Source organism: Alteromonas sp. HB246098, from assembly GCF_054890645.1.
In genome coordinates this window covers 425,293-448,735 of sequence record NZ_JBTZUG010000001.1, presented here as the reverse complement: position 1 = coordinate 448,735, position 23,443 = coordinate 425,293, and the positions used below count along the sequence as shown (strand labels likewise).

General features: G+C 43.7%; 20 protein-coding genes. 9 read left to right on the top strand and 11 right to left on the bottom strand.

From position 1 onward, the window contains the following. Position 1: 1 nt before the first annotated feature. Together mfd and ACYTPF_RS01895 are read right to left on the bottom strand one after the other, a co-directional pair. Positions 2 to 3,499 (bottom strand): transcription-repair coupling factor, encoded by a 3,498-nt coding sequence (gene mfd, locus ACYTPF_RS01900; protein ID WP_461851004.1) that lies wholly within the window; start codon positions 3,497 to 3,499, stop codon positions 2 to 4. A 58-nt stretch (positions 3,500 to 3,557) separates the two neighbouring features. Next, positions 3,558 to 4,160 (bottom strand): PilZ domain-containing protein, encoded by a 603-nt coding sequence (locus ACYTPF_RS01895; RefSeq protein WP_461851003.1) that lies wholly within the window; start codon positions 4,158 to 4,160, stop codon positions 3,558 to 3,560. 190 nt (positions 4,161 to 4,350) lie between these two features. Between ACYTPF_RS01895 and ACYTPF_RS01890 the strand changes: the two genes are divergently transcribed. Continuing rightward, entirely contained in the window at positions 4,351 to 5,736 is a 1,386-nt protein-coding gene (locus tag ACYTPF_RS01890; protein ID WP_461851002.1) for an FtsX-like permease family protein, read from the top strand. Between the two features lie 77 nt (positions 5,737 to 5,813). Further along, a complete protein-coding gene (locus ACYTPF_RS01885) occupies positions 5,814 to 6,377 on the top strand; it encodes a phosphoribosyltransferase (RefSeq protein WP_118489551.1) in 564 nt (187 codons plus the stop codon). A gap of 23 nt (positions 6,378 to 6,400) precedes the next feature. Here the strand turns inward: ACYTPF_RS01885 and ACYTPF_RS01880 are convergent, their stop codons facing one another. The 5 genes from ACYTPF_RS01880 to ACYTPF_RS01860 all read right to left on the bottom strand — a co-directional run bounded on the left by ACYTPF_RS01880 (position 6,401) and on the right by ACYTPF_RS01860 (position 11,537). Next, on the bottom strand, positions 6,401 to 7,843 hold the full coding sequence (locus ACYTPF_RS01880; protein ID WP_461851001.1) for an ATP-binding protein: 1,443 nt from the start codon (positions 7,841 to 7,843) through the stop codon (positions 6,401 to 6,403). Beyond that, positions 7,840 to 9,015, bottom strand: a complete 1,176-nt coding sequence (locus tag ACYTPF_RS01875) for an FIST signal transduction protein (protein ID WP_461851000.1) — start codon at positions 9,013 to 9,015, stop codon at positions 7,840 to 7,842. The genes ACYTPF_RS01880 and ACYTPF_RS01875 overlap by 4 nt, the downstream gene beginning before the upstream one ends. Positions 9,016 to 9,127: 112 nt before the next feature. After that, the gene (locus tag ACYTPF_RS01870) at positions 9,128 to 9,769 is read right to left on the bottom strand and encodes an energy-coupling factor ABC transporter permease (protein WP_461850999.1); all 642 of its coding nucleotides are present in this window, start codon (positions 9,767 to 9,769) and stop codon (positions 9,128 to 9,130) included. A 42-nt stretch (positions 9,770 to 9,811) separates the two neighbouring features. After that, positions 9,812 to 10,621, bottom strand: a complete 810-nt coding sequence (gene xthA, locus ACYTPF_RS01865) for an exodeoxyribonuclease III (protein WP_461850998.1) — start codon at positions 10,619 to 10,621, stop codon at positions 9,812 to 9,814. 229 nt (positions 10,622 to 10,850) lie between these two features. After that, the gene (locus ACYTPF_RS01860) at positions 10,851 to 11,537 is read right to left on the bottom strand and encodes a heme oxygenase-like domain-containing protein (protein WP_461850997.1); all 687 of its coding nucleotides are present in this window, start codon (positions 11,535 to 11,537) and stop codon (positions 10,851 to 10,853) included. A gap of 235 nt (positions 11,538 to 11,772) precedes the next feature. Here ACYTPF_RS01860 and ACYTPF_RS01855 point away from each other — a divergent pair, with 235 nt between their 5' ends. Next, positions 11,773 to 12,168 (top strand): DUF2750 domain-containing protein, encoded by a 396-nt coding sequence (locus ACYTPF_RS01855; protein ID WP_461850996.1) that lies wholly within the window; start codon positions 11,773 to 11,775, stop codon positions 12,166 to 12,168. A gap of 16 nt (positions 12,169 to 12,184) precedes the next feature. Then, positions 12,185 to 12,577 carry a SufE family protein gene (locus tag ACYTPF_RS01850; protein ID WP_461850995.1) on the top strand — a complete coding sequence of 131 codons (393 nt, stop codon included), beginning with the start codon at positions 12,185 to 12,187 and terminating at the stop codon, positions 12,575 to 12,577. A gap of 19 nt (positions 12,578 to 12,596) precedes the next feature. On the opposite strand, the gene ACYTPF_RS01845 is transcribed toward ACYTPF_RS01850, so the two are convergent. Next, positions 12,597 to 13,895, bottom strand: coding sequence for a glycosyltransferase (locus ACYTPF_RS01845; protein WP_461850994.1), 1,299 nt, complete (start codon positions 13,893 to 13,895; stop codon positions 12,597 to 12,599). Positions 13,896 to 14,386: 491 nt separating this feature from the next. On the opposite strand from ACYTPF_RS01845, the gene ACYTPF_RS01840 reads away from it, so the two are divergent. After that, on the top strand, positions 14,387 to 15,232 hold the full coding sequence (locus ACYTPF_RS01840) for an HDOD domain-containing protein (RefSeq protein WP_461850993.1): 846 nt from the start codon (positions 14,387 to 14,389) through the stop codon (positions 15,230 to 15,232). A 37-nt stretch (positions 15,233 to 15,269) separates the two neighbouring features. Here the strand turns inward: ACYTPF_RS01840 and ACYTPF_RS01835 are convergent, their stop codons facing one another. Then, positions 15,270 to 16,085 carry an acyl-CoA thioesterase gene (locus ACYTPF_RS01835; RefSeq protein ID WP_269916576.1) on the bottom strand — a complete coding sequence of 272 codons (816 nt, stop codon included), beginning with the start codon at positions 16,083 to 16,085 and terminating at the stop codon, positions 15,270 to 15,272. A gap of 169 nt (positions 16,086 to 16,254) precedes the next feature. Between ACYTPF_RS01835 and ACYTPF_RS01830 the strand changes: the two genes are divergently transcribed. Continuing rightward, positions 16,255 to 17,577 (top strand): spinster family MFS transporter, encoded by a 1,323-nt coding sequence (locus ACYTPF_RS01830; protein WP_179983095.1) that lies wholly within the window; start codon positions 16,255 to 16,257, stop codon positions 17,575 to 17,577. Between the two features lie 71 nt (positions 17,578 to 17,648). After that, positions 17,649 to 18,461, top strand: a complete 813-nt coding sequence (locus tag ACYTPF_RS01825; protein WP_461850992.1) for an alpha/beta fold hydrolase — start codon at positions 17,649 to 17,651, stop codon at positions 18,459 to 18,461. Positions 18,462 to 18,580: 119 nt separating this feature from the next. Here ACYTPF_RS01825 and glgC read toward each other — a convergent pair whose 3' ends face one another. After that, on the bottom strand, positions 18,581 to 19,867 hold the full coding sequence (gene glgC / locus ACYTPF_RS01820) for a glucose-1-phosphate adenylyltransferase (RefSeq protein ID WP_461850991.1): 1,287 nt from the start codon (positions 19,865 to 19,867) through the stop codon (positions 18,581 to 18,583). A gap of 637 nt (positions 19,868 to 20,504) precedes the next feature. On the opposite strand from glgC, the gene ACYTPF_RS01815 reads away from it, so the two are divergent. Further along, complete coding sequence (locus tag ACYTPF_RS01815; RefSeq protein ID WP_179983098.1) at positions 20,505 to 21,038, top strand: SRPBCC family protein; 534 nt, start codon at positions 20,505 to 20,507, stop codon at positions 21,036 to 21,038. A 75-nt stretch (positions 21,039 to 21,113) separates the two neighbouring features. Next, positions 21,114 to 22,268: an MFS transporter gene (locus ACYTPF_RS01810; RefSeq protein WP_461850990.1), complete on the top strand. Its 1,155-nt coding sequence runs from the start codon at positions 21,114 to 21,116 to the stop codon at positions 22,266 to 22,268. On the opposite strand, the gene ACYTPF_RS01805 is transcribed toward ACYTPF_RS01810, so the two are convergent. Next, positions 22,237 to 23,250: a transposase gene (locus tag ACYTPF_RS01805; protein WP_461851526.1), complete on the bottom strand. Its 1,014-nt coding sequence runs from the start codon at positions 23,248 to 23,250 to the stop codon at positions 22,237 to 22,239. The genes ACYTPF_RS01810 and ACYTPF_RS01805 overlap by 32 nt on opposite strands. Between the last annotated feature and the right edge of the window lie 193 nt (positions 23,251 to 23,443).

Genomic DNA, 23,443 nt, shown 5'->3' with positions numbered 1-23,443 from the left:
GTTATCGCGACTCCTTTGCAAAATCGGCAATAATATCGCTAATAAACGCGATGCGTTCTTTAGCTGTTTCGGTCTTTTTCACCAAACGCAGTTTTTGGCTACCTTCAAATTTGAAAGTATTAGGTTTGGTTTGCACCAAGCTGATAATAAAGCCTGGGTCGACCTTAGTGTTTTCTTTAAACTCTATGGTACCGCCTTGCGCCGACAAGTCTACTTTTAGAATGCCTAACTCTTGGGCTTTTAGTTTAATTTCAGCTACTTCTATCAAGTTTTTAGCAGGCTCTGGTAAAAGACCGAAACGGTCAATGCACTCTACCTGGAATTCGTCAATATCGTCTTGGTTAGTACAGCTTGCCAAACGTTTGTATAGCGATAGGCGGGTGTTAACGTCGGCAATATAATCTTCAGGCAATAGGGCAGGTATACGCAGTTCTACCTCAGTGTGCCCTGATGTTGCATCGTCTAGTGATGGCTCACGACCATCTTTAAGGGCATTAACCGCTTTATCGAGCATATCCATATACAGGCTAAATCCAATGCTGGCGATTTGCCCTGATTGGTCGTCACCTAAAAGCTCACCCGCACCACGAATTTCCAAATCGTGGGTAGCAAGGGCGAAACCTGCACCTAAATCTTCAAGTTGAGATATGGCTTCTAAGCGCTTCACTGCATCTTTGGTCATGCGCTTTGGATGCGGTGTTAACAGGTAAGCGTAGGCTTGGTGGTGTGAACGCCCCACGCGGCCACGAAGCTGGTGCAGTTGCGCTAAGCCTAAATGATCGGCTCTGTCCATAATAATGGTGTTTGCGCTTGGTACGTCGATACCGGTTTCAATGATAGTGGTACATACGAGCACGTTGTAGCGCTGGTGGTAGAAGTCGCTCATTACGCCTTCTAGTTCGCGCTCGCGCATTTGACCGTGCCCCATTGCAATACGTGCTTCGGGAACAATTTCGGCAATCTCTTCCACCGTTCGCGCAATGCTTTCTACTTCATTGTGAAGGAAGTAAACCTGACCACCACGTAATATTTCACGCATGATGGCTTCGCGAATAACAGCTTTATTGCGCTGCTGCACAAAGGTTTTAATTGATAAACGACGGGCCGGCGCTGTAGCAATAATAGATAAGTCGCGCATGCCAGATAACGCCATATTCAGCGTACGAGGAATAGGCGTAGCGGTAAGGGTTAGAATATCAACATCGGCACGTAAAGATTTTAGCTTCTCTTTTTGACGCACGCCAAAGCGGTGTTCTTCGTCGATGATCACAAGGCCTAAGTCTTTGTACTTAATATCGCTAGATAGCAACTTATGTGTGCCTACCACGATATCGACCTTACCTTCACCAATACGCTCCACCACAGACTTTTGCGCTTTACCGCTTACAAATCGGCTCATTACTTCAATTTCAAACGGCCAAGCAGCGAAGCGGTCTTTGAAGTTCTCAAAGTGCTGCTGCGCAAGCAGGGTAGTAGGCACTAATATAGCTACCTGTTTACCTGCATTTGCTGCAAGGAATGCCGCGCGCATGGCAACTTCAGTTTTACCGAAGCCTACGTCGCCACATACCAATCGGTCCATGGCCGATGGGCTTCCCATATCGTGCATAACGGCAGCGATGGCTTGTGCTTGGTCTGGCGTTTCTTCAAAGGGGAAGCTGTCTGAGAATGCTTGGTAGTCGTCCCAGTTTATATTGTAAGAGAAGCCTGGTTTAGCAGCGCGGCGGGCGTATACATCTAATAGTTCTGCGGCAACGTCACGTACTTTTTCAGCGGCTTTTTGTTTGGCTTTCGTCCAGGCGTCAGAACCTAGTGCACTTACTGGTGCGCTATCGGCATCTCCGCCAGTGTAGCGAGAAATTAAGTGAAGTGATGCGACAGGCACATAAAGTTTAGATTGCTTGGCGTACTCAATACACAAGTATTCGGTTGCTACACCGCCTGCATCTAGTGTTTGTAGCCCTAGATAACGGCCAACGCCGTGATCTAAATGCACTACAGGTTGACCAATAGAAAGTTCGGCCAAGTTGCGAATAATAGCACTTTCATCGGTGGCGGTGCGCTTATCGCGTAAACGGCGCTGGCTTACTTTTTGGCCTAATAATTCCGTTTCCGTAATAAATAACAGTTCACCTTCCTGGGTTTGCCAGCGAAAACTGTTATCAACCATACCCACCGTGATACCAATAGTATCGTGGCTTGCGATGAAGTCGCTAAAGCTATCAACAATTTTGGGTTTTATGCCTGCTTTGGCAAGCACAGTAATCAAACCCTCTCGGCGACCTTGGGTTTCAGCACAAAACAGTACTTTAGCCCCGTTGTCAGTGGCGTGATTTACGGTTTTAATAAGTCGTTCAGCAGGTACTTTTTTCTGCGAGTTAATCGCAATGTCATCAAGTTTTTCGCACTGAAGGTTGGTAGAACCATGTTTTTCTTCAAGTACCTTGCTGGAAAGTGACGCACGAGGCCACTGTTTAATAGCACCGAATAGCTCGTTAATGGGCAAAAACAGTTCATCTGGCGCAAGTAGAGGACGGGCTAAGTTATAGCGATACTGCTCGTAACGTTCTTGCACGTCGGCCCAGAAGAACTCGCTGGCGTCTTGCACGTCGCCGTGAAGTAACAGCAGGCTTTTCGGGTGTAGGTAGTCGAACAAAGTCGCGGTCTGTTTGAAAAATAAGGGCAAGTAATATTCCACACCACTTGGCATGGTGCCTTTACTTACTTGCGAAAAGACGCTTTCAGAGGCGTTGTTGGCGTCGAATTTTTCTAAAAATTGCTGGCGAAAAAGGGTTATCGCTTCTTTATCTGTTGGGAACTCACGAGCCGGTAGTAAGCGAATTTTATTTACCGCTTCGCCAGAGCGCTGGGTTTCTGTATCGAAATAGCGAATAGAGTCGATTTCATCGTCGAATAAGTCTATTCGAAACGGCTGGTCGCTACCCATTGGGAACAGGTCGATAATGCTGCCGCGTACCGAGAATTCGCTATGGCTCATCACCTGGCTTACGTGAAGATAGCCAGCTTGCTCTAGGTTGCGCCTGAATTGGTCTCTGTCTAATGTATCGCCTTTATTTAGCATTAGTAGATACTTTGCTAGATAGTCGGTAGGCGCAAGGCGCTGCATTAGCGTGTTAACAGGAACAATAAAAACGCCTTCGACTTGTTGGGTAAAGCGAAACAGAGTTTCTAATCTTTGCGAAACAATATCTTGGTGAGGCGAAAAGGAATCGTATGGCAATGTTTCCCAATCTGGAAACAGGGTAATGGGCGTATTTTTTTGATTATCGTTTAGAAAAAATGCTATTTCTTTTTCAAGCTTCATTGCCGATGGCGTATCGGCGGTGATTAATACAATAGGGCCTTTGTATTGGTTTAGCGTTTGGCTAATACATAGCGCGGCGCTGCTACCTTGAAGCTGGCCCCAGTGTTTGTGATCTTGTGATGAGGCTTCTTTTTTAGGCGCAGGTAATGGAAGCGATAATAAAGTGGCTGTCATGACGTCCTGTTTTTTAAGTGCAAGATAAGTTTTACGGCTTATATACTGTTGTTAGGGGCTATTCAGATCCCGCCTTTTTTTCTTTCGCCCGTTTTCTTAGTTGCTGTGTTTGAATATGCAAACTAGCGCGAACTAAAAGCTCTTGGTCTTGCTCTCGAATGGTATTAAAAATAAAGGCGATATGGTAACTATCTTCAACTTGCTCGCAAGTAATTACTTCACCAAAACAAAAAATTGCTGCAGCTTCGGCATCAAGAAAAAGCTTTAGTTCTGCTCTAGTACCTACGTCTAGCGAATCGGATGATTCGATAATTACGCCACCACCACCAAGCTTTACGGTTTTGAAACGGTATTCGGGCTCATCTTGTTGATGCAATACAAAAGACATCATCAGGTCAATTTTTCGCGACTGATGATTCAAGTATTCGGCCAAGGTTTCAGCGTGATCACCCAAGTTTCTTAAAGGGCGAATTGCTTGAGCTTCTAACGCGGACATTTCGCTGGCAATCCGAAATGCATAGGGCATCGAGTCTTCAAGATTTTCCTCATCAGGGACTTTTTCGTCTTCACCTAACGGGCGCACATTCGCATTTATGCTGTGCGCAATAGAAAAATACTCATCGAATTGGGCTTTTTTTTGTTCTAGGCTAAGTTCGCTCACATCATTCCTCTGCCACTATTTCTTGTGCCGCTAGTAACTTATAAGTAGTATACCGACCACGTAGTATACCCACTTTACTATTTTGGGGTTAACCCGTCATCTCGCCTTTGGGCTACTTATCTGAATTATTTATTCATTAAGCATAGCTAAATGTGAGGCAGATTACCGTATTACTGAAAAGCAAGGCGCTATGTTTTATCCTCTTTCTGCATTCATTGCTTATCGTTATGCCAAGTCTAACAAAGCAAGCCAAACCAGTTTTGTCTCATTTATCAATCGATTTTCAGTGGCCGGCATCGCGCTAGGCTTGATGGCGCTTATTATCGTAGTATCCGTTATGAACGGCCTAGAAGGGCAGTTAAAACAGCGCATACTAGGCATAGTCCCGCATATCGAAATTACAAAGACACCCATTGCAAGCAACAGCCTAAGCAAGACACCCAACCAAAAACAAGTTACAGAGACACCCACGCCAAACGAACAAAAGTCGGGCAACCTAAGCAAGACACCCACGTTAAAGATGCAAAACAGCCTTAGCAAGACACCCACGCAAAAAGAAGTTACAAAGACACCCACCCAAAATGAAATTAGCATGACACCCATCGAAGGCGTGGTTGCCAGTATGGATTACAGAGAAGCTGAAGCCGTAGTGCAGTCGCGCTCAGATTTACGTGGCGTGCAGGTTCACGGTGTTCAGCCAGATGTGATGCTTGAACACACCTTAGTTGCAAACCACATGGAGCAAGGCCGATTCAGTGACCTTACTAAAGGTAGTTTCGCCGCTATTATTGGGCGTTCGTTGGCTATAAAGCTTGAAGCGCGTGTGGGCGACAGGCTTCGAGTTATGGTTGCAGGGGCCAGTGTTTATACTCCGTTTGGGAGAATGCCAAGTCAGAGACTTGTGACTGTAGTGGGTGTCTTCGATATGGGCTCGCAAATGGATGACAAGGTGATGTACATGAACCTTGATGATGTGAATCGCTTAATGAGAGACCCCAAAGGCAGTAAACAATCATTGCGTCTCTTTCTGGATGATGCGTTCAACTACCAAGCGGTGGTTAATGAGTTAACAGATAGGGTGGGTGTCTCTGTAAATAATATTAGAACGTGGCGGGAGCGCCAAGGGCCGCTGTTTGATGCTGTAAAAATGGAAAAGAACATGATGACACTCATGTTGCTTCTTATTATTGCTGTCGCTGCATTTAACATAGTGTCTGCACTGGTAATGGTGGTCACCGAAAAGCAGGGCGATATTGCGGTACTTCAAACTCAAGGCATGTTGCCCAGTACGGTAATGTGGATTTTTGTATTGAATGGCTTATTTAATGGCATAAAAGGAGCAGGTTTTGGGCTTATCTTGGGTGTCTTTATAACCCTTCAGCTAAATAATATTCTGGAAACAATAGGTTCACCGTTAGCGCTAGCGGCTGACGGAAGAGGGCTGCCCATTGAAATGGACGTAGTGCAAATTATCAGCATTACTTTGCTGTCGTTATTGTTATGCGTTTTAGCCAGCGTTTATCCTGCGCGCAAAGCGATGAAAATTGCACCATCTCAGGCCCTTCAAAACGAATAAATAGTTGAATTTACCGTGCAAAAGAGCGTGAAATTCACTATACTCGCGGTCTTTTAAAATTTGCTCAGTGAGACGTCATGAACAAGAATTTTATCACCTCGCAATCGCTTCTACAGGATTCCTTTCGCTTAGCGGCAAAGGTGTATGAAGACGGCTTCCGCCCTGACTTTATTATTGGTATTTGGCGTGGTGGTGCTCCAATTGGTATCGCAGTTCAAGAATTCTTTGAATTTAAAGATACGTCAACCGACCATATCGCGGTACGTACTTCGTCTTACTATGGAATCAATAAACAGTCGAAAGAAATCCGTGTGCACGGGTTACACTACTTGGTTGAAAATGCCAACGCTGACGACAAGTTATTGATTGTTGATGATGTTTTTGATTCTGGCCGAAGTGTTGACGCGCTTATCAAGCAAATTAACAAGCTTATGCGCTTGAACATGCCAAAAGACATTCGCATTGCGTGCCCTTGGTATAAGCCTCAAAACAACACTACTGATATCGTGCCAGATTACTACGTAAACGAAAGTGATGAATGGCTAGTGTTTCCTCACGAAATCGCAGGTCTATCTGAAGAAGAGATCCGCGAAGGAAAGGGCGAGTTAGCTGACGTTATGGACATCTTATTCCAAAAATAACAGCTATATAGCTTTTGTAGCGATTACGAATCGCTGTCGAACGTATCTAAACCGCACGATTGTGCGGTTTTTTTATTGGCTAAATTCGTTGGAAACGAGAGCGTAAACGTAGTGCCCACGTTAACCTCGCTATCTACGGCAATAGTGCCGCCCATGGCCTCAACGATAGAAAAAGAAATATAAAGACCTAATCCAGTTCCCTTACCTGTAGGCTTTGTGGTGTAAAACGGCTCGAAAAGTTTCTGCAATGCGTGTTTTTCAATACCACAGCCTGTGTCTTTAATGGTGATAACAGTGTGCTTATCTTCTTCAAAGGAAGAGATGGTTAGCTTGTCTCCATCATCCATCGCTTGCGCAGCATTGACAAAAAGGTTCACCAACACCTGATTCAACTTTCCGGTTTTACCTTTAATTAGCGGGACTTCGGTCAAGCGCTGGTGTATTTTGATGCGGTGCTTTAATTCGCTATTAACTAACCTTAAGGCATGCGCAATACAGTCATTTACATTAATAGTTTCGTCATCAGGAATGTCGGCGTCATGAGAAAAAGAACGAAGGCTGGTGATTATGTCAGTGACTCTGTTTAAACCTTCTTCGGACTCCCCACAAATATCCGCAATTTCATCACTTAGTGAATCAATCTTATTGCGCGATTGCCACAGTATTGCTTTTTGCGCTATTTCTAACCTTTCTTTATCGCTAGCACTTGATGCCAACTGCAGCACTATGTCCTGCATCTGAGATAAAGCGGGCAATACGTTTCTTAAAAAGTGAATGTTACTATTGATAAACGCTATCGGATTATTTATTTCGTGGGCTACACCTGCTGCTAATAACCCTAAAGAAGCCATTTTTTCAGAATCGATAAGGCTTTTTTCAACTTTGGCTTTTTCTTCTTTCAGCCTTACGGTTTCCAGCGTCATTAATTTGGCCTGCATCCCCATCGCCATTTGCTCGGTAAAGGTGCGGTATCTATTGGCCATATCTACGTATTCTTGGGTGTAGTAACCCAGAGATTGATGGCAAAACACGATAACGGCCTGCTGCTGATGTACTTTAAACGGGCAATAGAGTACCGATGTGACTGGAGTTTCAAATAATGGCAGGTGTTGTTGCCAAGTAGGCTGTTGTTGAACATTAAACAATGCAACGGGTTCACTTTTGACCGCCCTTGAAAGGGTGTCGTCTATCTCCCAAACCGTATTGAGTAAAGCGTCATGCGTACTATTGATACATTTCATTTTTCCCGCGCTTTCATTCTCTAGCACAAAGCATACTTCGTAGTTGTAAAGCCCCTTAAAGACGCTAAACATCTTTTTGTAAAGGTCTGCTTCATCCTCAGCGGTAAGCAGTACTCGCGTGCCCTCTAGCAAGGCATCGCTTTCTTTTTTATGAGCCTCAGCTTGTTGTTTCAAGCGGTAAACAAGGGCTAGATCTTCTAAAACGTTTTCGTAATCTTTATTCATTGAGAAAACACTACCGCTGATATCATAAGGTTACCGTGCCTATTCTTGCCGTCTAAAAAGCGCCCTTGTTCGCCAAACGTAAATGGGCCACAAATAGGTAACGAAGGAAACGTTTTTTGTAATGAGTTCAACATAGCATTTATCTCATCGCCAACCATTAACCGGCATCCGGCGCAATAAATCATCAATACGCCAACGGGCGTTTTGTTTTCCGGAAGCAGCATGATTGCATTATTGATAACACGCTCTGCACGAGAGGTGAGGCTTGTAATATTTCCTTCCATTAAAACCAACTCTTCGCCTTCTTGTACTTCGGAAAAAACATTCAGAGTACCATCTTCGTCTACCGAGTCGGGATGACAGAGAAGATAGTTAACCGCACCATTGTCCAACGCAACTGGCTTGCCCAACGGGGCTGATGAAGTAAGTCCTAATATTTGCCCGCCGTTGAGCTGGTCCGCAATTAGGCCATTAGTCGCATTATTGTAGATAGTGCTGGCTTTACCATTATCGAGTTGTTGAAGTTGTCGGCCTTGAGCTGTAGTGGCTTTAAATACCGTCTCAGTTGGTTTGTAACCAGAGCTATAGCTTAAGCCCAAAGGTGTTGAGGGGTACAAGACGGCTACGGCAACGGTTTGAGGCCCCGAGGACGTTTCTGTTGCTGTGCACCAATTGCCTGAAACAGTATTATCTGCCATTGAGCCCCCGAAGATAGGGACCTTTGTTCCTACGACGCTGGCAAAACCTTCGAGTATTCTCTCTTCATTGCCAGGGGGGAGCGAGCACCAGATAAGGGCTGGACTTTCGTATGGCCTCTCTGCGTTTGCTAATGCTTTCTGCAAAGATGTTGCTCCCGCTTTAAATGGGCTGCAATCAGTTATATCTGCGCTGCCTACACCGAAGGCCCCATTCTCATCGTTAATGCAGAACAAAGCTAAGTCACAAGTGGGCGAGGCTATGTTGTTATCGCAAAGCAACGCGCCTAAGCAAGAACTAGAGATAAAAAATGGTAGCGCTGTATCGTTAATGGTCGATGCAAGCGTTTCAAGAGGTAAGTCGGTGTTACCGTAACCAATGAGTAATGAAGGCCTTGTATCGGACAAAATATTTTCCAGTTGCGATGTTACGCTCGCAGTACTGCCGCATTGTAAGGCGAATGTTTGAATATTCATCTAGCTCTACCACTCAACTTCACACTGTAATGATAGATTGAAATCAAGAAAAGCTTATTAACTTTTAGTTTAATAAGTTAAATAAGTGAAGTGACGAAAGAAGGTAAAAAGATCAGTTGTCGAGATAGAACTTGTCGTGGAAGGTGTACACCCACGTTGGCTGGTAAATAACGAGTAGGGTGATCGCCATTCCGTTCAAAAGCGCTTCTGGAAACACCAATAGCGGAATGAGTAAAATATAGTTATCGAAAACGATGTCCCATGTGTATATACCTTCATAAAAGTAAAAGGCACCCAATGATAATGTTTTCAAAGCAATTGACAGTGCGGCAGGAAAAAAGGCACACACAAAAATATATACAAACAGCTGTCTGGGTATACGGTGGAAAGACAGCATGTAGAAAAGGTAAGTTGTTCCAATTGGTAAAATAGTTCCAAGCAGACCATTAACACCGAAGTTTTCCCACGTGCCGTAACCTATCAGGTTTGCCCCCAGAAGCGCGATAAAAGAGGCAATAATTGCATTTCTAAAGCCCAACATGAGGGTGAGTACAGAAAGGCCTAGAAAATGAACATCTAAGCCTTCAAATATCCCTGCTTTAAACAACCAAAGCACAAATAGAGAGGCAGCAGTGCCGAACATAAGGTGTTGCTGCTGTTTATTGCGAGCAAAGTGAGTAAAGTCGATGTGCTTAGCCGCGCCTAACAAAAACACGCCATAGATTAGCAATGCCAACAACTGTAATGAACTCACTGGTACTCCTTATATGGGGCTACTTTATACGCTAACGGCCAACTACTTTTTGTATTCAGCCCAAATTGGAGCGTGGTCGGACGGCTTTTCAATGCCTCTTAATTCATAATCAATACCAGCATCGTGCAGACGTGAATGCAGAGTTTTTGTAGCCAGTATCAGGTCAATACGAAGGCCGCGGTTGTCATTAAAACCTTTTGAGCGATAATCAAACCACGAAAACTTGTCATTAGCCTCAGGGTTGAGAGTTCTAAAGCTGTCCTCAAAACCCCAATCGATAAGTGTGTTCAACCATTCACGCTCTTCCGGTAAAAAGCTACACTTGCCTGTCCTCAACCAGCGCTTTTTGTTTTCTTCACCAATGCCAATGTCTAAATCTGTATGAGAGATGTTCACATCGCCCATCACAATGACGTTTTCATCAGGGGTGTGATTCTCGTTTAAATACGTCATTAAATCTTTATAAAACTTGCGCTTAGCAGGGTATTTCGTTTCGTGTTTTTCGTTTTCACCTTGAGGAAAATAGCCGTTAAGGATAGTGACAGGTTCGCCAGCTTCATCAGTGGTTTTCAAGATGATCATTCTACGCTGGGCATCTTCCTCGTCGCTAGGGAAACCCATAGAAACAGAAAGGGCTTCTTTCCTTGCTAAAAACGCTACGCCGTAGTGACTTTTTTGCCCGTGAAAATAAACGTGGTAGCCCATGGCTTCCACTGCTTCTACTGGAAACTGCTCGTTGTGAACTTTAATTTCTTGCAAACCAATAATGTCTGGTTGGTGAGCGTCAATAACCGCTTGTAGTTGGTGCAAGCGGGCGCGTATGCCGTTTATATTAAATGAGATTACTTTCATATTTATATTTTTGTTGTTTCGAGGTTACGTTGATTCTATCAGAAACTCAGCAAGCGCTTAACGAAGAACTACCGATATATTAATGCATTCAGTCGATTGGCTGGATTAAGTTTATTTATAGCTAGGAAGCTTGATCGTCGCCAGGTGATGGCGGGGAATGTGATTAAGGCGAATTACCGCGGGATTTCTGCCTATGGCGGAAATCGCCTTTGTTCTTAACAGCGCTATGCTAGCTAATCTCAACCGCCTGACTAGTGTTGTTGTGTATTTCAGCATCAGCTAATGAAATCAAATATTCAAACCATGCATTCGCATCTTTAACTGTATCCGCAACAAAGCTTTCATTTTCTAAATCGAGTTCAGGGAGTAGCCTATCGACTTCTTGTTTGAATGACACCCATGCTTTCGCACATCCAGCCATTGCTTGGTAATAGTTTGTAGGAATATCGCGCTCCATGGCATTTAGCCTACGAACAATGATATTCGCTCCCATCGATGACCCTAGCCATACGTATATAGCTGAAATAGCTTGGCTGGTGGGCGAGCTGCTGTATGGCATAGATGGTTTGTTGTGGTGGGTGTCTTTGTAAGCCTGGTCTGTGTATGTACCTGTAGCGTGGGTGTCTTCGGTAAGTGAATCTCTGGTAAGCGCAATAATGTCTCGATTTAGCGCATCTTGAATTACGCCACTGTTTATCATCGAAGCAACTGCTGCAAGATCAGGAACTTTGAATTCCGCTTGTTGCACAGCGTTTGCTGTGGCTTGGTGGAACTTACTCATGATCTTTAAAATAGCGAGGTATGCCTTTTCATCAAACAAACTGTCTTTGTGATAGATAGAAAATGGGAAGGTGTTTTCCAAAATATCGTGGTTTGCATGGGTGTCTTGTTTAAGAGCAGTGAAAAGGTTGCGCATGGTTTAAGTATCTTGGCGTTGTTGCTTTGTAGTCATTGTCGGTGGGCTTTACTTTAGCATGGGTGTCTCTGTAACTGGTAGTGAATTGAAGGAAAGCTAGATAATTTAAAATGAGCGAGATTGCTTGCAGCTTTTAGCATGGGTGTCTTTGTAAGAAAGGTTTTGGTGACTATTGCATTGCGCCTTTTGCTGGTGCGGGTATACTTGCCCCAAATTTTGAGATAGGTGAATAAACGTGTTTCCAGAAACAATTGCAGACAAGTTGAGCGATGCGGTCATTGAGCAAGCGATGAAGCTAAGCGCTGAAGAGCGACAAGAGCTTTTTGTTAGCTATGTAGCGAAAGCAAAAGAAATATGGATGATACAGGGCAGTGAAGGCTTTGTAATGTTCGAAGGCGGCGAGAGCGTTCAATTACCCGTATTCCCACATCGCGACTTGGCGCAAAAGTTCGTAGACATAAATGAAATAGAAGGCCAATGCGTAAGTGTTGAATTGTCTGAATTTACAGAAACTTGGTTACCTGGTCTTACAAAAAATGGTGTGGAACTGGTTATGTTTCCAACAACAAGTGACGTTGAAAACTTAGTTATGACCGCAGAAGATTTAGCTGCCGAACTAAACGGCAATTAAACTGGGCTTATAGCAGATGAATTCGGATGAAACTTTGCTTCCTTTAGCTTCATCGCTTGCCGCTTCGAAAGGGTGGGATGATTTCACTCGCACACTTATGTTAGCGGGTAAATCTTTAACGCCACTCCCTCTAGATGAACGCACATCAGACACAGCAGTTGAAGGGTGTGAGAGCCCTGTGTGGATGGCATATTTAAAGGAGCAAGGCAGCATAATGGCGTACTCGCCAAGTAAGGTAATTCGGGGAGTACTTGCTGTATTACTTGAAAAAGCCAATACCTTGTCCGAAGCACAGCGTGAAAATTTTGACTTCGAAAGTTACTTGTCTCGATGCCAGTTAGAGCGATATCTAAGTCAGTCGCGAGGCAACGGAATAAAGTCAGTGATAGCAAAGTTGAAGGGCGTATAGGCGCTTTCCTCTCGCCCCTCTACTTGTTCTTTGCTTCAATCCACTGGCTCATATATTTACTTGCCGCAAGCGTTTGATGCCACAACAAACTTTGCATAAACAGCGCATCTCTATGTTTGTTCAGCCCTTGTTTTAACTCACTTATTCTTTCAATAAGCGGCACCTCTGGCTGCTGCCGTTTAAATTCGCTTAGCAGACTAGCCGTGTGTTTATTGGCTAAACTCCATACCTTCTCATCTTCATGCAGTGCTACGGCCCTTTCGACGTATTCCTTAATAACGGCCGCATTAGAAGTATCAGCATCGCATAGAGCACCAGGCCATTGTGCAAACTGCAAATTTTCACCCTCGTTTTCTACTTTTGCGCTAATGTCGCTGTTTACATCAAGGCTATCTTCAGCAATACCTTCTGCGCCAATCCAAGTCGTGATACTAGGCGTGCCGCAGCGCATCGCATCAAGCAATTTTCCTTTTATCCCCGCGCCGAATCGTAAGGGAGCAATAAGGGCTCTAGCATTCATCATTACAGATTCAACATCGTTCGCCCAGCCTTTCACTAGAAAGCCTTGTTTTTCGTTGTAAAGTTGCGTTGCTTTCTTAGGTGGGTAAGCGCCGTAAATATGCAATTCAGCATGGGGTAAGGCTTTTTTTATAGAAGGCCACAGATGCTGCTTTAACTGCAAAACCGCATCCCAATTCGGCGCATGGCGAAAGTTACCAATATGGATAAAATGCGAGCGCTGCTCAAAAGGTGGGGGAGAAATAATAGAACGGCCAACTACAAGAGGATGATACTGAAGTTGCGCTGAAGGTACACCGTAGTGTTCAGTCAATAAGGCCATTTCTTTTTTTGAGATAATCAAGGTTAGATCGCTTCGAATAATTGAAGCAATTTCTCTTTGGGCCAGTTCGCTATGTAAATGTGCTAGGCTTGCGTCGCCATGCTTTTTTACAGCTTCATGTCTTGCTTGGCGAAGGCTGTGTAAATCTTCGGTATTAAGTACTCTAAGTGCATTCGGGCAAACATCTTTTACTCGCCAGGAAAACTGTTCTTCAGTCATGTAGCGATCAAAAATAACCACGTCTGGGGCAATCTCTGCAATAAGAGCATTAAATGAACTGCAGTTTAGCGCCACGGGCTGAACGTTTACCCCCATTGTTAAAAGATCGGCTTTGTGCTCGCTATCGGTGGCAGCTGTTAAAAATGTCACGTTGAAGTTAGCGGCTAAGCAACGCTCGATAATAGAGAGCATATTCTGCCCCGCTGCTGAGGAATTTGGCTCGGGCCACACATAGCCGACTACAACAACATTTAACATGGTATGGGTTACAACTCTTATTTAAAAATGTGCCTGAACTGCACGGTTATTTTGCGGCAAATGCTATCACAAAACTACTCACGTCATTAATTAAAGGGGCTCTGCCTTAGAAATTCTAATTCTTATAGGTAATTACCCTAAGTTTTTCTTTGAAAAAGAATTTTAGGTTTGTAAAAACAAGCGGCCCGTTATAATACGCGACGTTCCGGCATGTTCGAGGAACTACAGAGGTGTCTTGTAGTCTAGGGTATTACCAAAATTGATAATGCTCAGGGTTGGAAAAACAGCCTATACTTATATAGGAACATCAATTAATAATTACTCTTCTAAGAGTTTTTTAACTTTCTGATTAATAAAGAAATCATACTTTTTTACTAGGTGATGTTAATTGACCTCTTTAGTTTTAACGCCTATACCTTAATGAAGCTCATGGCGAATGGAGGTGCCTTGAACACAACAATGTCAAAGATTGCATTGAAGAGAGTGCACGAATGAATTTAGATGAATTAGTTTCGAAAGCGGAAGACCTCTTTGTTTTACCAGACTCGGTAACGAGACTTAAAGCTTGTATGGATGATGAAGCTTCAAGCATTGACGATATTGGCGATATCATTGCTTTCGACCCGTCCTTGGCTACCCAGCTACTCAGAGTGGCAAACTCAGCACTCTATCGTTTTCCCAATAAAATTGACACGATAACACGTGCTATCCAGGTTGTGGGGACCCGCTCGACCTACGACTTAGCATTGGCCTATGGTGTAAGTCAGGCATTTAGTGAAGTAAATGGACAAGCAATAGACTTAGACAAGTTCTGGGAACAAAGCGTTTCTTGCGGGTTATTAGCCAAGTATTTTGCCGATATGCGTAATATCAGAGAGCCCGAAAGACTTTTCGTTTCTGGGCTACTTCACAATATTGGAGAGCTAGTTACCGTTTCGCTTTTGCCTGAGTCGGCAACCCGCTGTCAGGCATTTAATGCACGGGTAAGTCCCGCAGAGCTTCAATTTGGCGTATTAGGGTTTACTTACGCAGACTTGTCGGCAAGACTGATCGAAAAATGGGATATCCCTAGTTCAATTTACTCGCCAATTGCCACTATTCATAAAGGCGAAGACGTGGAGACAAATGTAGAAGATAAAATCCTACAGCTCTCTTACGTGCTGGCGCTAGATAACGTAAATCCAGAAATTTATCCAAGCTATCACAACTTAAAACCTGAAATGCACGAGGCGTTATCGCTTAATCGCGACGATTTGGAAGACGCGCTAGATATAACTAACCTCCAATGTATTTCGGTTATTTCCTTGTTTAATCCTAACGCGTTTATGCTCTATTAAAGCTACACGCCTTTATTCATAGCTAATGCCGTAGCGGTTAATCAAAAACCGCTACGGTTTGTCTGCTAATTGCTATGACTTCGTTATCTTTATCCCAAATTGTCGCTTCCGTATGACCGTAACCGTCAGCTGCCTGCCTAGTATGGGCTTTATAGCCGAACCAATCAGTTGGGCTTACCGGCTTATGCGGGTGGATAAATTCTAAATTCCAGCTAACCGTGCTAGCCGGTGCCGGCAATTTCATCATTTGCAATAGCGTAGGCGGCCAGGCATCAATCATGGTAATAATGTGCGCATCAGTTATCGCCGCAGGTGCTTGTTTAAAACGCATGAAACCGTGGTAGTGGCTTGTTTTTCTGCGCGTAAAAGGGATGCCGCCATCTTCAATGGCTAAGTCAAAGTAACGTAAAAACTTTGGCGTAACCTTAGGTATTTGTGGGATAAATTTCGCCTTATTAGGCAAAGGCATATCATGTTTTTCGGTATTCTCTACCTTAATACCAGATTCTCTAGCAACCCCAAAGCAAGCTTGGGAAAAAACGCAGCTTTTGCCGTCTTGAATGGCATGCGCAGTATATTGGGATACATTTTTTCCCGTTCTCAATAGGGTAACTTCGATAGAAAAGGGGGCTTCGAGGGATAAAGGGCCAACAAAGTTAGTAGTAAAAGAGCGTAATACGCGATTATCAGTTACCTGCTGCTTCACAGCGGTATATAGCATGCCGGCAGAGATGCCGCCAAACGCCGTTCGTCCTTGACCCCAGGTTTTCGGAATGACTAGCCCGTCAACTTTCCAGGTATTTTCCGATGTTTGTGATAATTGGGGAATATTGAGCAATTCATCTACTGTCATATTGGCTTGTCTGGTCTGATGAGTTAAGTGGGTGTCATCGTACATTAAGCGCTGTGGAACGAAAAGCCTGAGTTAGAAATTTTCGTTATGTTAACAAATAAGTAACAATTAGTTGTTTATTTTTTTACCAGATGCGTAGACTGGGTTATCGTCACTCAAAAGGACTGTTATGGCCCATACGCACGTTGAAGGTATTCCCGCTAACCAAGCTGGAACATCTAGAAGTTACCGCAATTACGTTCTGTTCATATTAACCTTAGTGTATGCCTTTAACTTTATAGATAGGCAAATTATCGGAATATTATCGCCCTTTATCAAAGCCGATCTGGGGTTAGATGACGCCCAGTTGGGATGGCTTAAAGGCATCTACTTTGCGCTACTTTATACCGTAATGGGTATCCCAATTGCGTGGCTTGCAGACCGTTATAGCCGAGTAAATATCATCGCAATATCATTAACGCTCTGGAGTGGCTTTACTGCAGCATCTGGCCTGGCAGCTAACTATATGCAACTTGCTATTGCTCGCATTGGTGTAGGTATTGGAGAGGCTGGGGGCAGCCCACCATCGCACAGTATTATTTCTGACCTTTTCCCTAAAGAAAAACGCGCTGGAGCTCTGGCCATTTATTCTTTAGGCATTCCATTTGGTGTAATGCTGGCGTTTTTTGCATCAGCATTCTTTCTACAAGGCGGATCAGCTGACTGGCGTACGGTAATGTACAGCGTGGGTATACCAGGAGTAATACTGGCTATTCTGCTGAAGTTGACGGTAAAAGAGCCCGCTAGAACAGTTTCTACGCCAAGTGCAGATGACGCGAATAAGCCAAGTGTTAAATCTTCACTGAAAATGCTGCTAAAAATACCTACGTGGTGGGGAATGGCGTTAGGTATTTCATTTGGATCGTTCGGCAACTATGCAATATCGACATGGGTCATTGATTACTACGTGCGAGCATTTGCAGGGCTAGATATTACACAACTTCTTATTGTGTTTGGCATCATCAACGGTACTGCATACGCATTGGGCGTGTGGTTAGGTGGCTATATAGCTGACAGATGGGGCAAGCACAATAAGAAAGCTTATGCATTGTTGCCAGCTATCGCGCTTATTATCGGTGTACCTGCCTTCTATGCATCTTTACAAGTTCAAGATTTGTGGTTGTCGGTTGGGCTTATGGCGCTGCTGTTATTTACAAGTGGCTCTTACTTAGGACCTAGTTTTGCAATGGCACAAACCCTTGCGCCAATAAACGTAAGGGCGATGTCGACGGCACTCTTCTTCTTTGTTTTAAATATAATCGCATTAGGCGGTGGACCTACACTTACCGGCATTATAAGCCAAGCGCTGGTGCCGTCCTTAGGCGAGACTGAAGCGCTAAGGCAAGCTTTGATTTACCTAGTAGTTCCTTACGCCATTTCAATTGCAGTGTTCTTATGGACAAGCACTAAAATTGTAAAAGACTGGGAAATGGCAGAAGCTAGGGGCTTGTAGTATTATCGACCTTTCATGGTAAGGGGCTGATTATAGGCCCCTTTATTGTTTGAATGTGAAGGAGTGTATAGGTGTCCTCGTCAGAGTTGAGTTTTCATTTTGCCCATGCGAACGGGTTTCCTGCAGGAAGCTATAACGCAATGTTTTCGGCGTTACCCAGCCACTTTAACCGTTTGCACGTTGAGCGATTCGGGCACGACCCTCAGCTTCCCGTAAATGGCAACTGGCGCAATCAGGTTCACGAACTCATTAAACATATTAAGAAAGAAAACAAAGATCCGCGCGGTGTTTACGGTATAGGGCATTCGTTTGGAGCCGTAATTACCTACATGGCGGCGTGTGAGGCGCCTGAGCTATTTAGGGGCGTTATTTTATTCGACCCACCGCTAGTAGTTGGCCCACTGAGTTACTTCTTTAAGTTTGCGAAACATACACCTTTAATTAATAAACTAACGCCTGCAAAACTTGCGCAAACGCGTAATACACGTTGGCCAAGCAATACTGATATGGTTGCGTACTTTCATGGCAAAGCACTGTTTAGAGATATGGATAAACGATGCGTACGTGACTACGTGAAGTCTGTTACAGAGAGTAAGGGAGACAATATCTCACTAACATTTCGGGCTGACGTGGAAGCTGATTTATTTCGCAACGTGCCTCATAACCTCGGGAAATACAAAGGAAAGCTAAAGTGCCCTGCAGTATTGGCGACGGGTAGCAGCAGCAATGTATGTAAGCCCGAAATGTACTCGCGACTGATGAAGCATAATGCAATTGAACATGCGGTATTAGATGGGGGGCATATGTTCCCGTTAGAGCATCCTGAAGCAGTAGCGAGCTTCATTGAGCAAACCCTTACAAGGTGGAACAATGAGGCGGATTGAACGGCAGGGTTGGCTTGTTGAACAAATAGATTTGGCTAAGTAATTTTAAGGCTAGCTGGCTTGAGATTGGTTTTGGCGTGCAACGCCAAAACCAATCTTGTAGGCTTTTAAAACCTTTATTAATTCTGTTTGTTCGAGGCGCTTAACCCACCCACTGGCTGTCCAAGCATTTCACGTGTTACAAGTACCACACCTTTTTCTGATACACGGAAGCCTCGTGCTTTATCCTGTTCGTGATCGTAACCAATGGTCGTTCCTTCCGGTACAACGCAGCCGCGATCAATAATCACCTTTTTCAACTTACAATGGCGTTTAATTTCAACGTCTGGAAGGATGACGGCATCTTCAATAAGACCGTATGAATGCACCCTTACGTTAGAAAAACAAATTGAAGAACGAAGGGTAGAGCCAGAGATTATACAGCCACCGGATACAACAGAGTTAATAGCTTCACCTCGTCTGTCGTGGTCTTCCCATACAAACTTAGCTGGCGGTAGTTGTTCTTGGTAAGTCCAAATAGGCCATTTTCTATCGTATAGATTAAGCTGAGGTACAGGTGCAACCATCTCCATGTTGGCTTCCCAAAATGAATCGATAGTACCTACGTCACGCCAATAAGCGTTGTCACCGCCACTTTGTTCAAATGGGTAGGCATATACTGGATGATCAGCGATTATCGATGGAATAATGTCTTTACCAAAATCACGCTGAGAACCCATATTTTCAGAGTCTACTCGCAGTTGTTCAAACAAAAACTCGGTGTCGAATACATAGTTGCCCATAGAGGCTAGGCAGCGCGTGGGGTCGTTCGGAAGCGGGGTAGGGTTGGCAGGTTTTTCTTCAAAACCATTGATACGGTAGTTTTCATCTACGGACATTACACCAAAAGCACCTGCTGCTTCTTCTAGAGGCACTGACATACATGACACGGTCATTTTCGCACCAGACTCTTTGTGCTTAGCGAGCAAATCACCATAGTCCATACGATAGATATGGTCACCTGATAGGATCATAACGTATTTGGGCAGCTCATCACGAATGATGTCGATATTTTGAAAAACAGCATCGGCGGTGCCTTCATACCAACTGTCGGAAAACCGTTGAGACGCGGGAAGAATTTCAACTGATTCGCCAAGTTCTTTCTTGAAGTGCCCCCATCCTCTGACCAAGTGGCGTATTAAGGAGTGAGACTTGTACTGAGTGACGACGCCAATTCTTCGAATGCCTGAGTTAACACAATTTGATAGGGGAAAGTCGATGATTCTAAATTTACCGCCGAAATAAAGCGCCGGTTTGGCTCGCCAAGTAGTGAGCTCGTGTAGTCTTGAACCTTTCCCCCCAGCTAAAATAAGCGCATATGTATCGCGGGTAAGGTTACTGATGTAACGAGAACTTTGATCTGCCATTTCCTAAAAACTCCTGTAAAAAAGCGACAACTGTGTATCAATAGAAATATAAAAAGAAAACGAGGTGTTGCGATTGATTGCGCTATGCATGAAAGGCCTGACAGAACAGGCTTTACTGATAACCTAAACCCATATTACACAAGATAATTTATAATAACAGCGTGATTTTCTTGCTTTGTGATGAAATGGTTAAATTTTTAAATATTTTGTTGCTTGACGATGGTTCTAAGCAAGACACCCATCGTAAAATTCATACTTATAAAGCATAGTTGAGGTATTCACTATCACAAGGTGAAAGACGGGGGGTTTAGCAAGACACCCATCGTAAGATTCATACTCATAAAGCATAGTTGAGGTATCCACTATCACAAGGTGAAAGACGGGGTAGGAGAGTGTTAGAAGGAGCTAGAAAGACACCCATCTAAAACTACGAATATCTACATATTTAATGAGTCATCCAACTAAAATTACGAACACATAAAAGGTACCTGTACGCCGAAGCGCCTTTAACTTCGTTAAAAATAGCTGGTTGGGTGTCTATATAACGGCTATTTCGGAAAAGCGTTTAATACGACTTAAAGTGACAATTGTTAATTAGATGTTATATTTGAATAGCTGTTTTTTTATGGAGTCTCAGATGGGAGCATTGAAGAAAGTTTTAGTGGTGGTTGGTGTTGTAATTCTATTGTTTGTAATTACAAGCTTTTTTATTCCAAATGAGTACAGTGTGGAAAGGAAAGTTAGCATAGACGCCGAACCTTCTGAGATATACCCGTATGTCGTTGATCTAAAAGAATGGCAGAAGTGGGGAGTGTGGTTTAAACGCGATCCAAACATGAAGCTTGATTATTCTGGTCCAGATAGGGCTATTGGGATGCGTTCGGAATGGATAAGTGAAACGGAAGGGAATGGCGAGATGGAAATCACGCAATTAGAACACAACAAACGAGTTCTCTATCGTTTATATTTTCCTGATTTCGACATGGGCTCATCGGGTGTGGTCGAAATAAAATCTACAGTCGACGGTTCTATAGTAACCTGGAGGGATGAAGGTTCTGTCGACAATAATCCAGTAAACAAATACTTCGCGTTGATGATGGATAGTATGATTGGCCCAGATTTCGAAATGGGCCTTGAAAACCTTAAGGTGCTGGTCGAAAACAACAGTTGATATGCCCAACGTTTTGATCTGAAAATATAAAAGTGCCGTAAACATCAGATTGGTTTACGGTACGTGGCATCGTCCATGAAAGAAAAAAATCTCCTTATTGCCGGCCTTTCACTTAATAAGTTAGCCGACCTTTTAATATCAGCTAAGACCACCTTGACGGCGGTACTTCTAAGCGTTGGTGCCCCACTTTGGATGGTGGGGTGGTTAGTTCCTATCAGAGAATCAGGGGCGCTTCTTCCCCAAGTTCTTATCAGCGTCTATCTTCGAAAACACACGCAACGGCATATCGTTTGGCGCATTGGTATGGCAATACAGGCATTTGCTGTAGTCGGTATGCTATTTTCGGTCATATTCTTTTCTAGCTTCACAGCAGGCGCTTTGCTCCTAGCCTCTCTTATATTTCTAAGTTTAGGTCGTTCGGCGTGCTCGTTAACTGTGAAAGATATGGAAGCAGATGTCGCTGAAAAAGGAAAACGCGGCAATCTGATAGGGACGGCCTCTACTATTTCTGGGGTGGTTACGCTCGTAATTTCAATACCTTTGGTTATTTTAAATGACAACCTTTCTTCAAACGTACTTCTGCTAATTTTAGGTGGAAGTTTACTCTCCTTTGTTTTGACCTTGGTATGTGTGTGGCCCATCAAGACAAGTGTGGACACCGGTAGCGACGAAGAGAAAACGTTTAGTATCAACTTTGATTCTACTGTTTATAAATTTATTCTGGTAAGGGGGCTTTTCGTGCATTCGGCGCTCGTTGCTCCCTATTTCATGATCGAAAAAAATGGTAACGCGCAAGAGTTGCTACCAATTTATATAGGTGCTGAGGCTGCGGCTGCGCTTTTATCTTCGATTATTTGGGGTAGGCTTGCTGATAAAAGTGCAAAATTAACGCTACGGTTATCTGGTTTGCTGGCACTGTGTTCATGTGGAGGGCTTCTTTACTTGCAGTCCACCTCTGTTGTCACATCGGCATTTCTATTCTTTTTGCTTTCAATTGCTCATACAGGAGTACGGACGGGGAGAAAAACATATAGTTTAGACGTTAAAGATGGGCATGAGCGAACTGAATTAGTCGGTTTTTCTAACACTGCGATAGGAGTAATTTTATTAGCATTTGGTGCTCTCTACGCTGCGCTAACCCCTGTTTTACCATTTTCAGTAGTTTATATTATGGCATTAGTACTTTTGGTGGCAGTTGTTATGACTGTAATTCTACCTTCTGAGAAGTAGATTTAAGGTCGAAGCAGAGCGATGCTGCTTTCTGTTTGGCCATTCGCTTTCTATGAGTACGTTCTTTGAATTTCTGCATGGATGCTGTGTCTCCAGCAGCAAAAGAAAAAGTGCTCTCAAAATTATTGATGACTTTGAGCCAATGAGGTTTGCCGAGGCCGATTAGCTTTATGTCGTCATCACTTTCGTGTGTTGCGGTTTCTTTATTATTATCAGTGAGTAACTTAATAGAGTCATCGAGAAGCTCACAATAGTTATTGAGGGTGAAATTTAAGCAGCGGTGGTTCTTACTTAACCTTTGACTTTTAAAAGGCATTAGCCCTTTAATCGGTTTGTTATTCAATGCGTTTGAAGCTAGCCTGGTATGTATACTAGTGTGATACGAGTTCTGTATGTTTGTTGCAGCCTTTGCACGAATTGGGTTTAAATCGACATAAGCCATACAGGAAAGTAGAGCCTTTTCAGTCAATAAAGCCTGTGAACGAAAGCGCCCCTCCCAAAATCTGCCGGTACAGTTATCCTCTTCGTTAGCTTTTCTTGCAATAAACTCATTTAAGTTCCTCATAAACCAACTGATATCAAAGAGACGTTTTCTATAAACTTCAGCTGTAGCTTTAACTGCATCTAATTCACTATCTCTAAGTAATTCGCCCTTCATATATTTTTGAGTGAGGAGGGTGCCTTTGTGCATTTTATGCCACTGCTGTAAGACAGTTTCTGTCGGCCACGAAAGCGCAGCGCTTTTATTTACGCATAGAACAACATGAACGTGGTTGCTCATTACCGCATAAGCACAAATATCTATAGAGAAAATTTTACTTAAGAATAGAAGCCTTTTCTCTACCCATGATTTTCTATGTTCATAACTAACGTTATTGTTTCGATCGTATCCACACAGATAACTGCGCCTTACACAGCGAGATATGCAGTGATAGTAAGGAGTGTCTTGAAGGCTAATGAGAGATTTTCTGCTTTGCGCCACTTTTTTCATCCAGCAAGGTCATATTACTTGAGCAGACCTTACCATCGGAGGCGCTGCTCTGTGACCTGAACAAAAGAGTGGTTTTTATCGTCACACGTCGATAACGGGGGATAGCTTACAAAGACACCCATCCTAAAGGGGCTGCAGCTACTAGAGACATCCATTCTTCAGAGCTTGGTATAGAACGAAAGCT

Bases quoted from the DNA above. Each gene is read 5' to 3' on its own strand.
- mfd (WP_461851004.1), bottom strand. From the start codon at position 3,499: ATGACAGCCACTTTATTATCGCTTCCATTACCTGCGCCTAAAAAAGAA.
- ACYTPF_RS01890 (WP_461851002.1), top strand. From the start codon at position 4,351: ATGTTTTATCCTCTTTCTGCATTCATTGCTTATCGTTATGCCAAGTCT.
- ACYTPF_RS01885 (WP_118489551.1), top strand. From the start codon at position 5,814: ATGAACAAGAATTTTATCACCTCGCAATCGCTTCTACAGGATTCCTTT.
- ACYTPF_RS01880 (WP_461851001.1), bottom strand. From the start codon at position 7,843: ATGAATAAAGATTACGAAAACGTTTTAGAAGATCTAGCCCTTGTTTAC.
- ACYTPF_RS01875 (WP_461851000.1), bottom strand. From the start codon at position 9,015: ATGAATATTCAAACATTCGCCTTACAATGCGGCAGTACTGCGAGCGTA.
- xthA (WP_461850998.1), bottom strand. From the start codon at position 10,621: ATGAAAGTAATCTCATTTAATATAAACGGCATACGCGCCCGCTTGCAC.
- ACYTPF_RS01860 (WP_461850997.1), bottom strand. From the start codon at position 11,537: ATGCGCAACCTTTTCACTGCTCTTAAACAAGACACCCATGCAAACCAC.
- ACYTPF_RS01850 (WP_461850995.1), top strand. From the start codon at position 12,185: ATGAATTCGGATGAAACTTTGCTTCCTTTAGCTTCATCGCTTGCCGCT.
- ACYTPF_RS01845 (WP_461850994.1), bottom strand. From the start codon at position 13,895: ATGTTAAATGTTGTTGTAGTCGGCTATGTGTGGCCCGAGCCAAATTCC.
- ACYTPF_RS01840 (WP_461850993.1), top strand. From the start codon at position 14,387: ATGAATTTAGATGAATTAGTTTCGAAAGCGGAAGACCTCTTTGTTTTA.
- ACYTPF_RS01835 (WP_269916576.1), bottom strand. From the start codon at position 16,085: ATGACAGTAGATGAATTGCTCAATATTCCCCAATTATCACAAACATCG.
- ACYTPF_RS01830 (WP_179983095.1), top strand. From the start codon at position 16,255: ATGGCCCATACGCACGTTGAAGGTATTCCCGCTAACCAAGCTGGAACA.
- glgC (WP_461850991.1), bottom strand. From the start codon at position 19,867: ATGGCAGATCAAAGTTCTCGTTACATCAGTAACCTTACCCGCGATACA.
- ACYTPF_RS01815 (WP_179983098.1), top strand. From the start codon at position 20,505: ATGGGAGCATTGAAGAAAGTTTTAGTGGTGGTTGGTGTTGTAATTCTA.
- ACYTPF_RS01810 (WP_461850990.1), top strand. From the start codon at position 21,114: ATGAAAGAAAAAAATCTCCTTATTGCCGGCCTTTCACTTAATAAGTTA.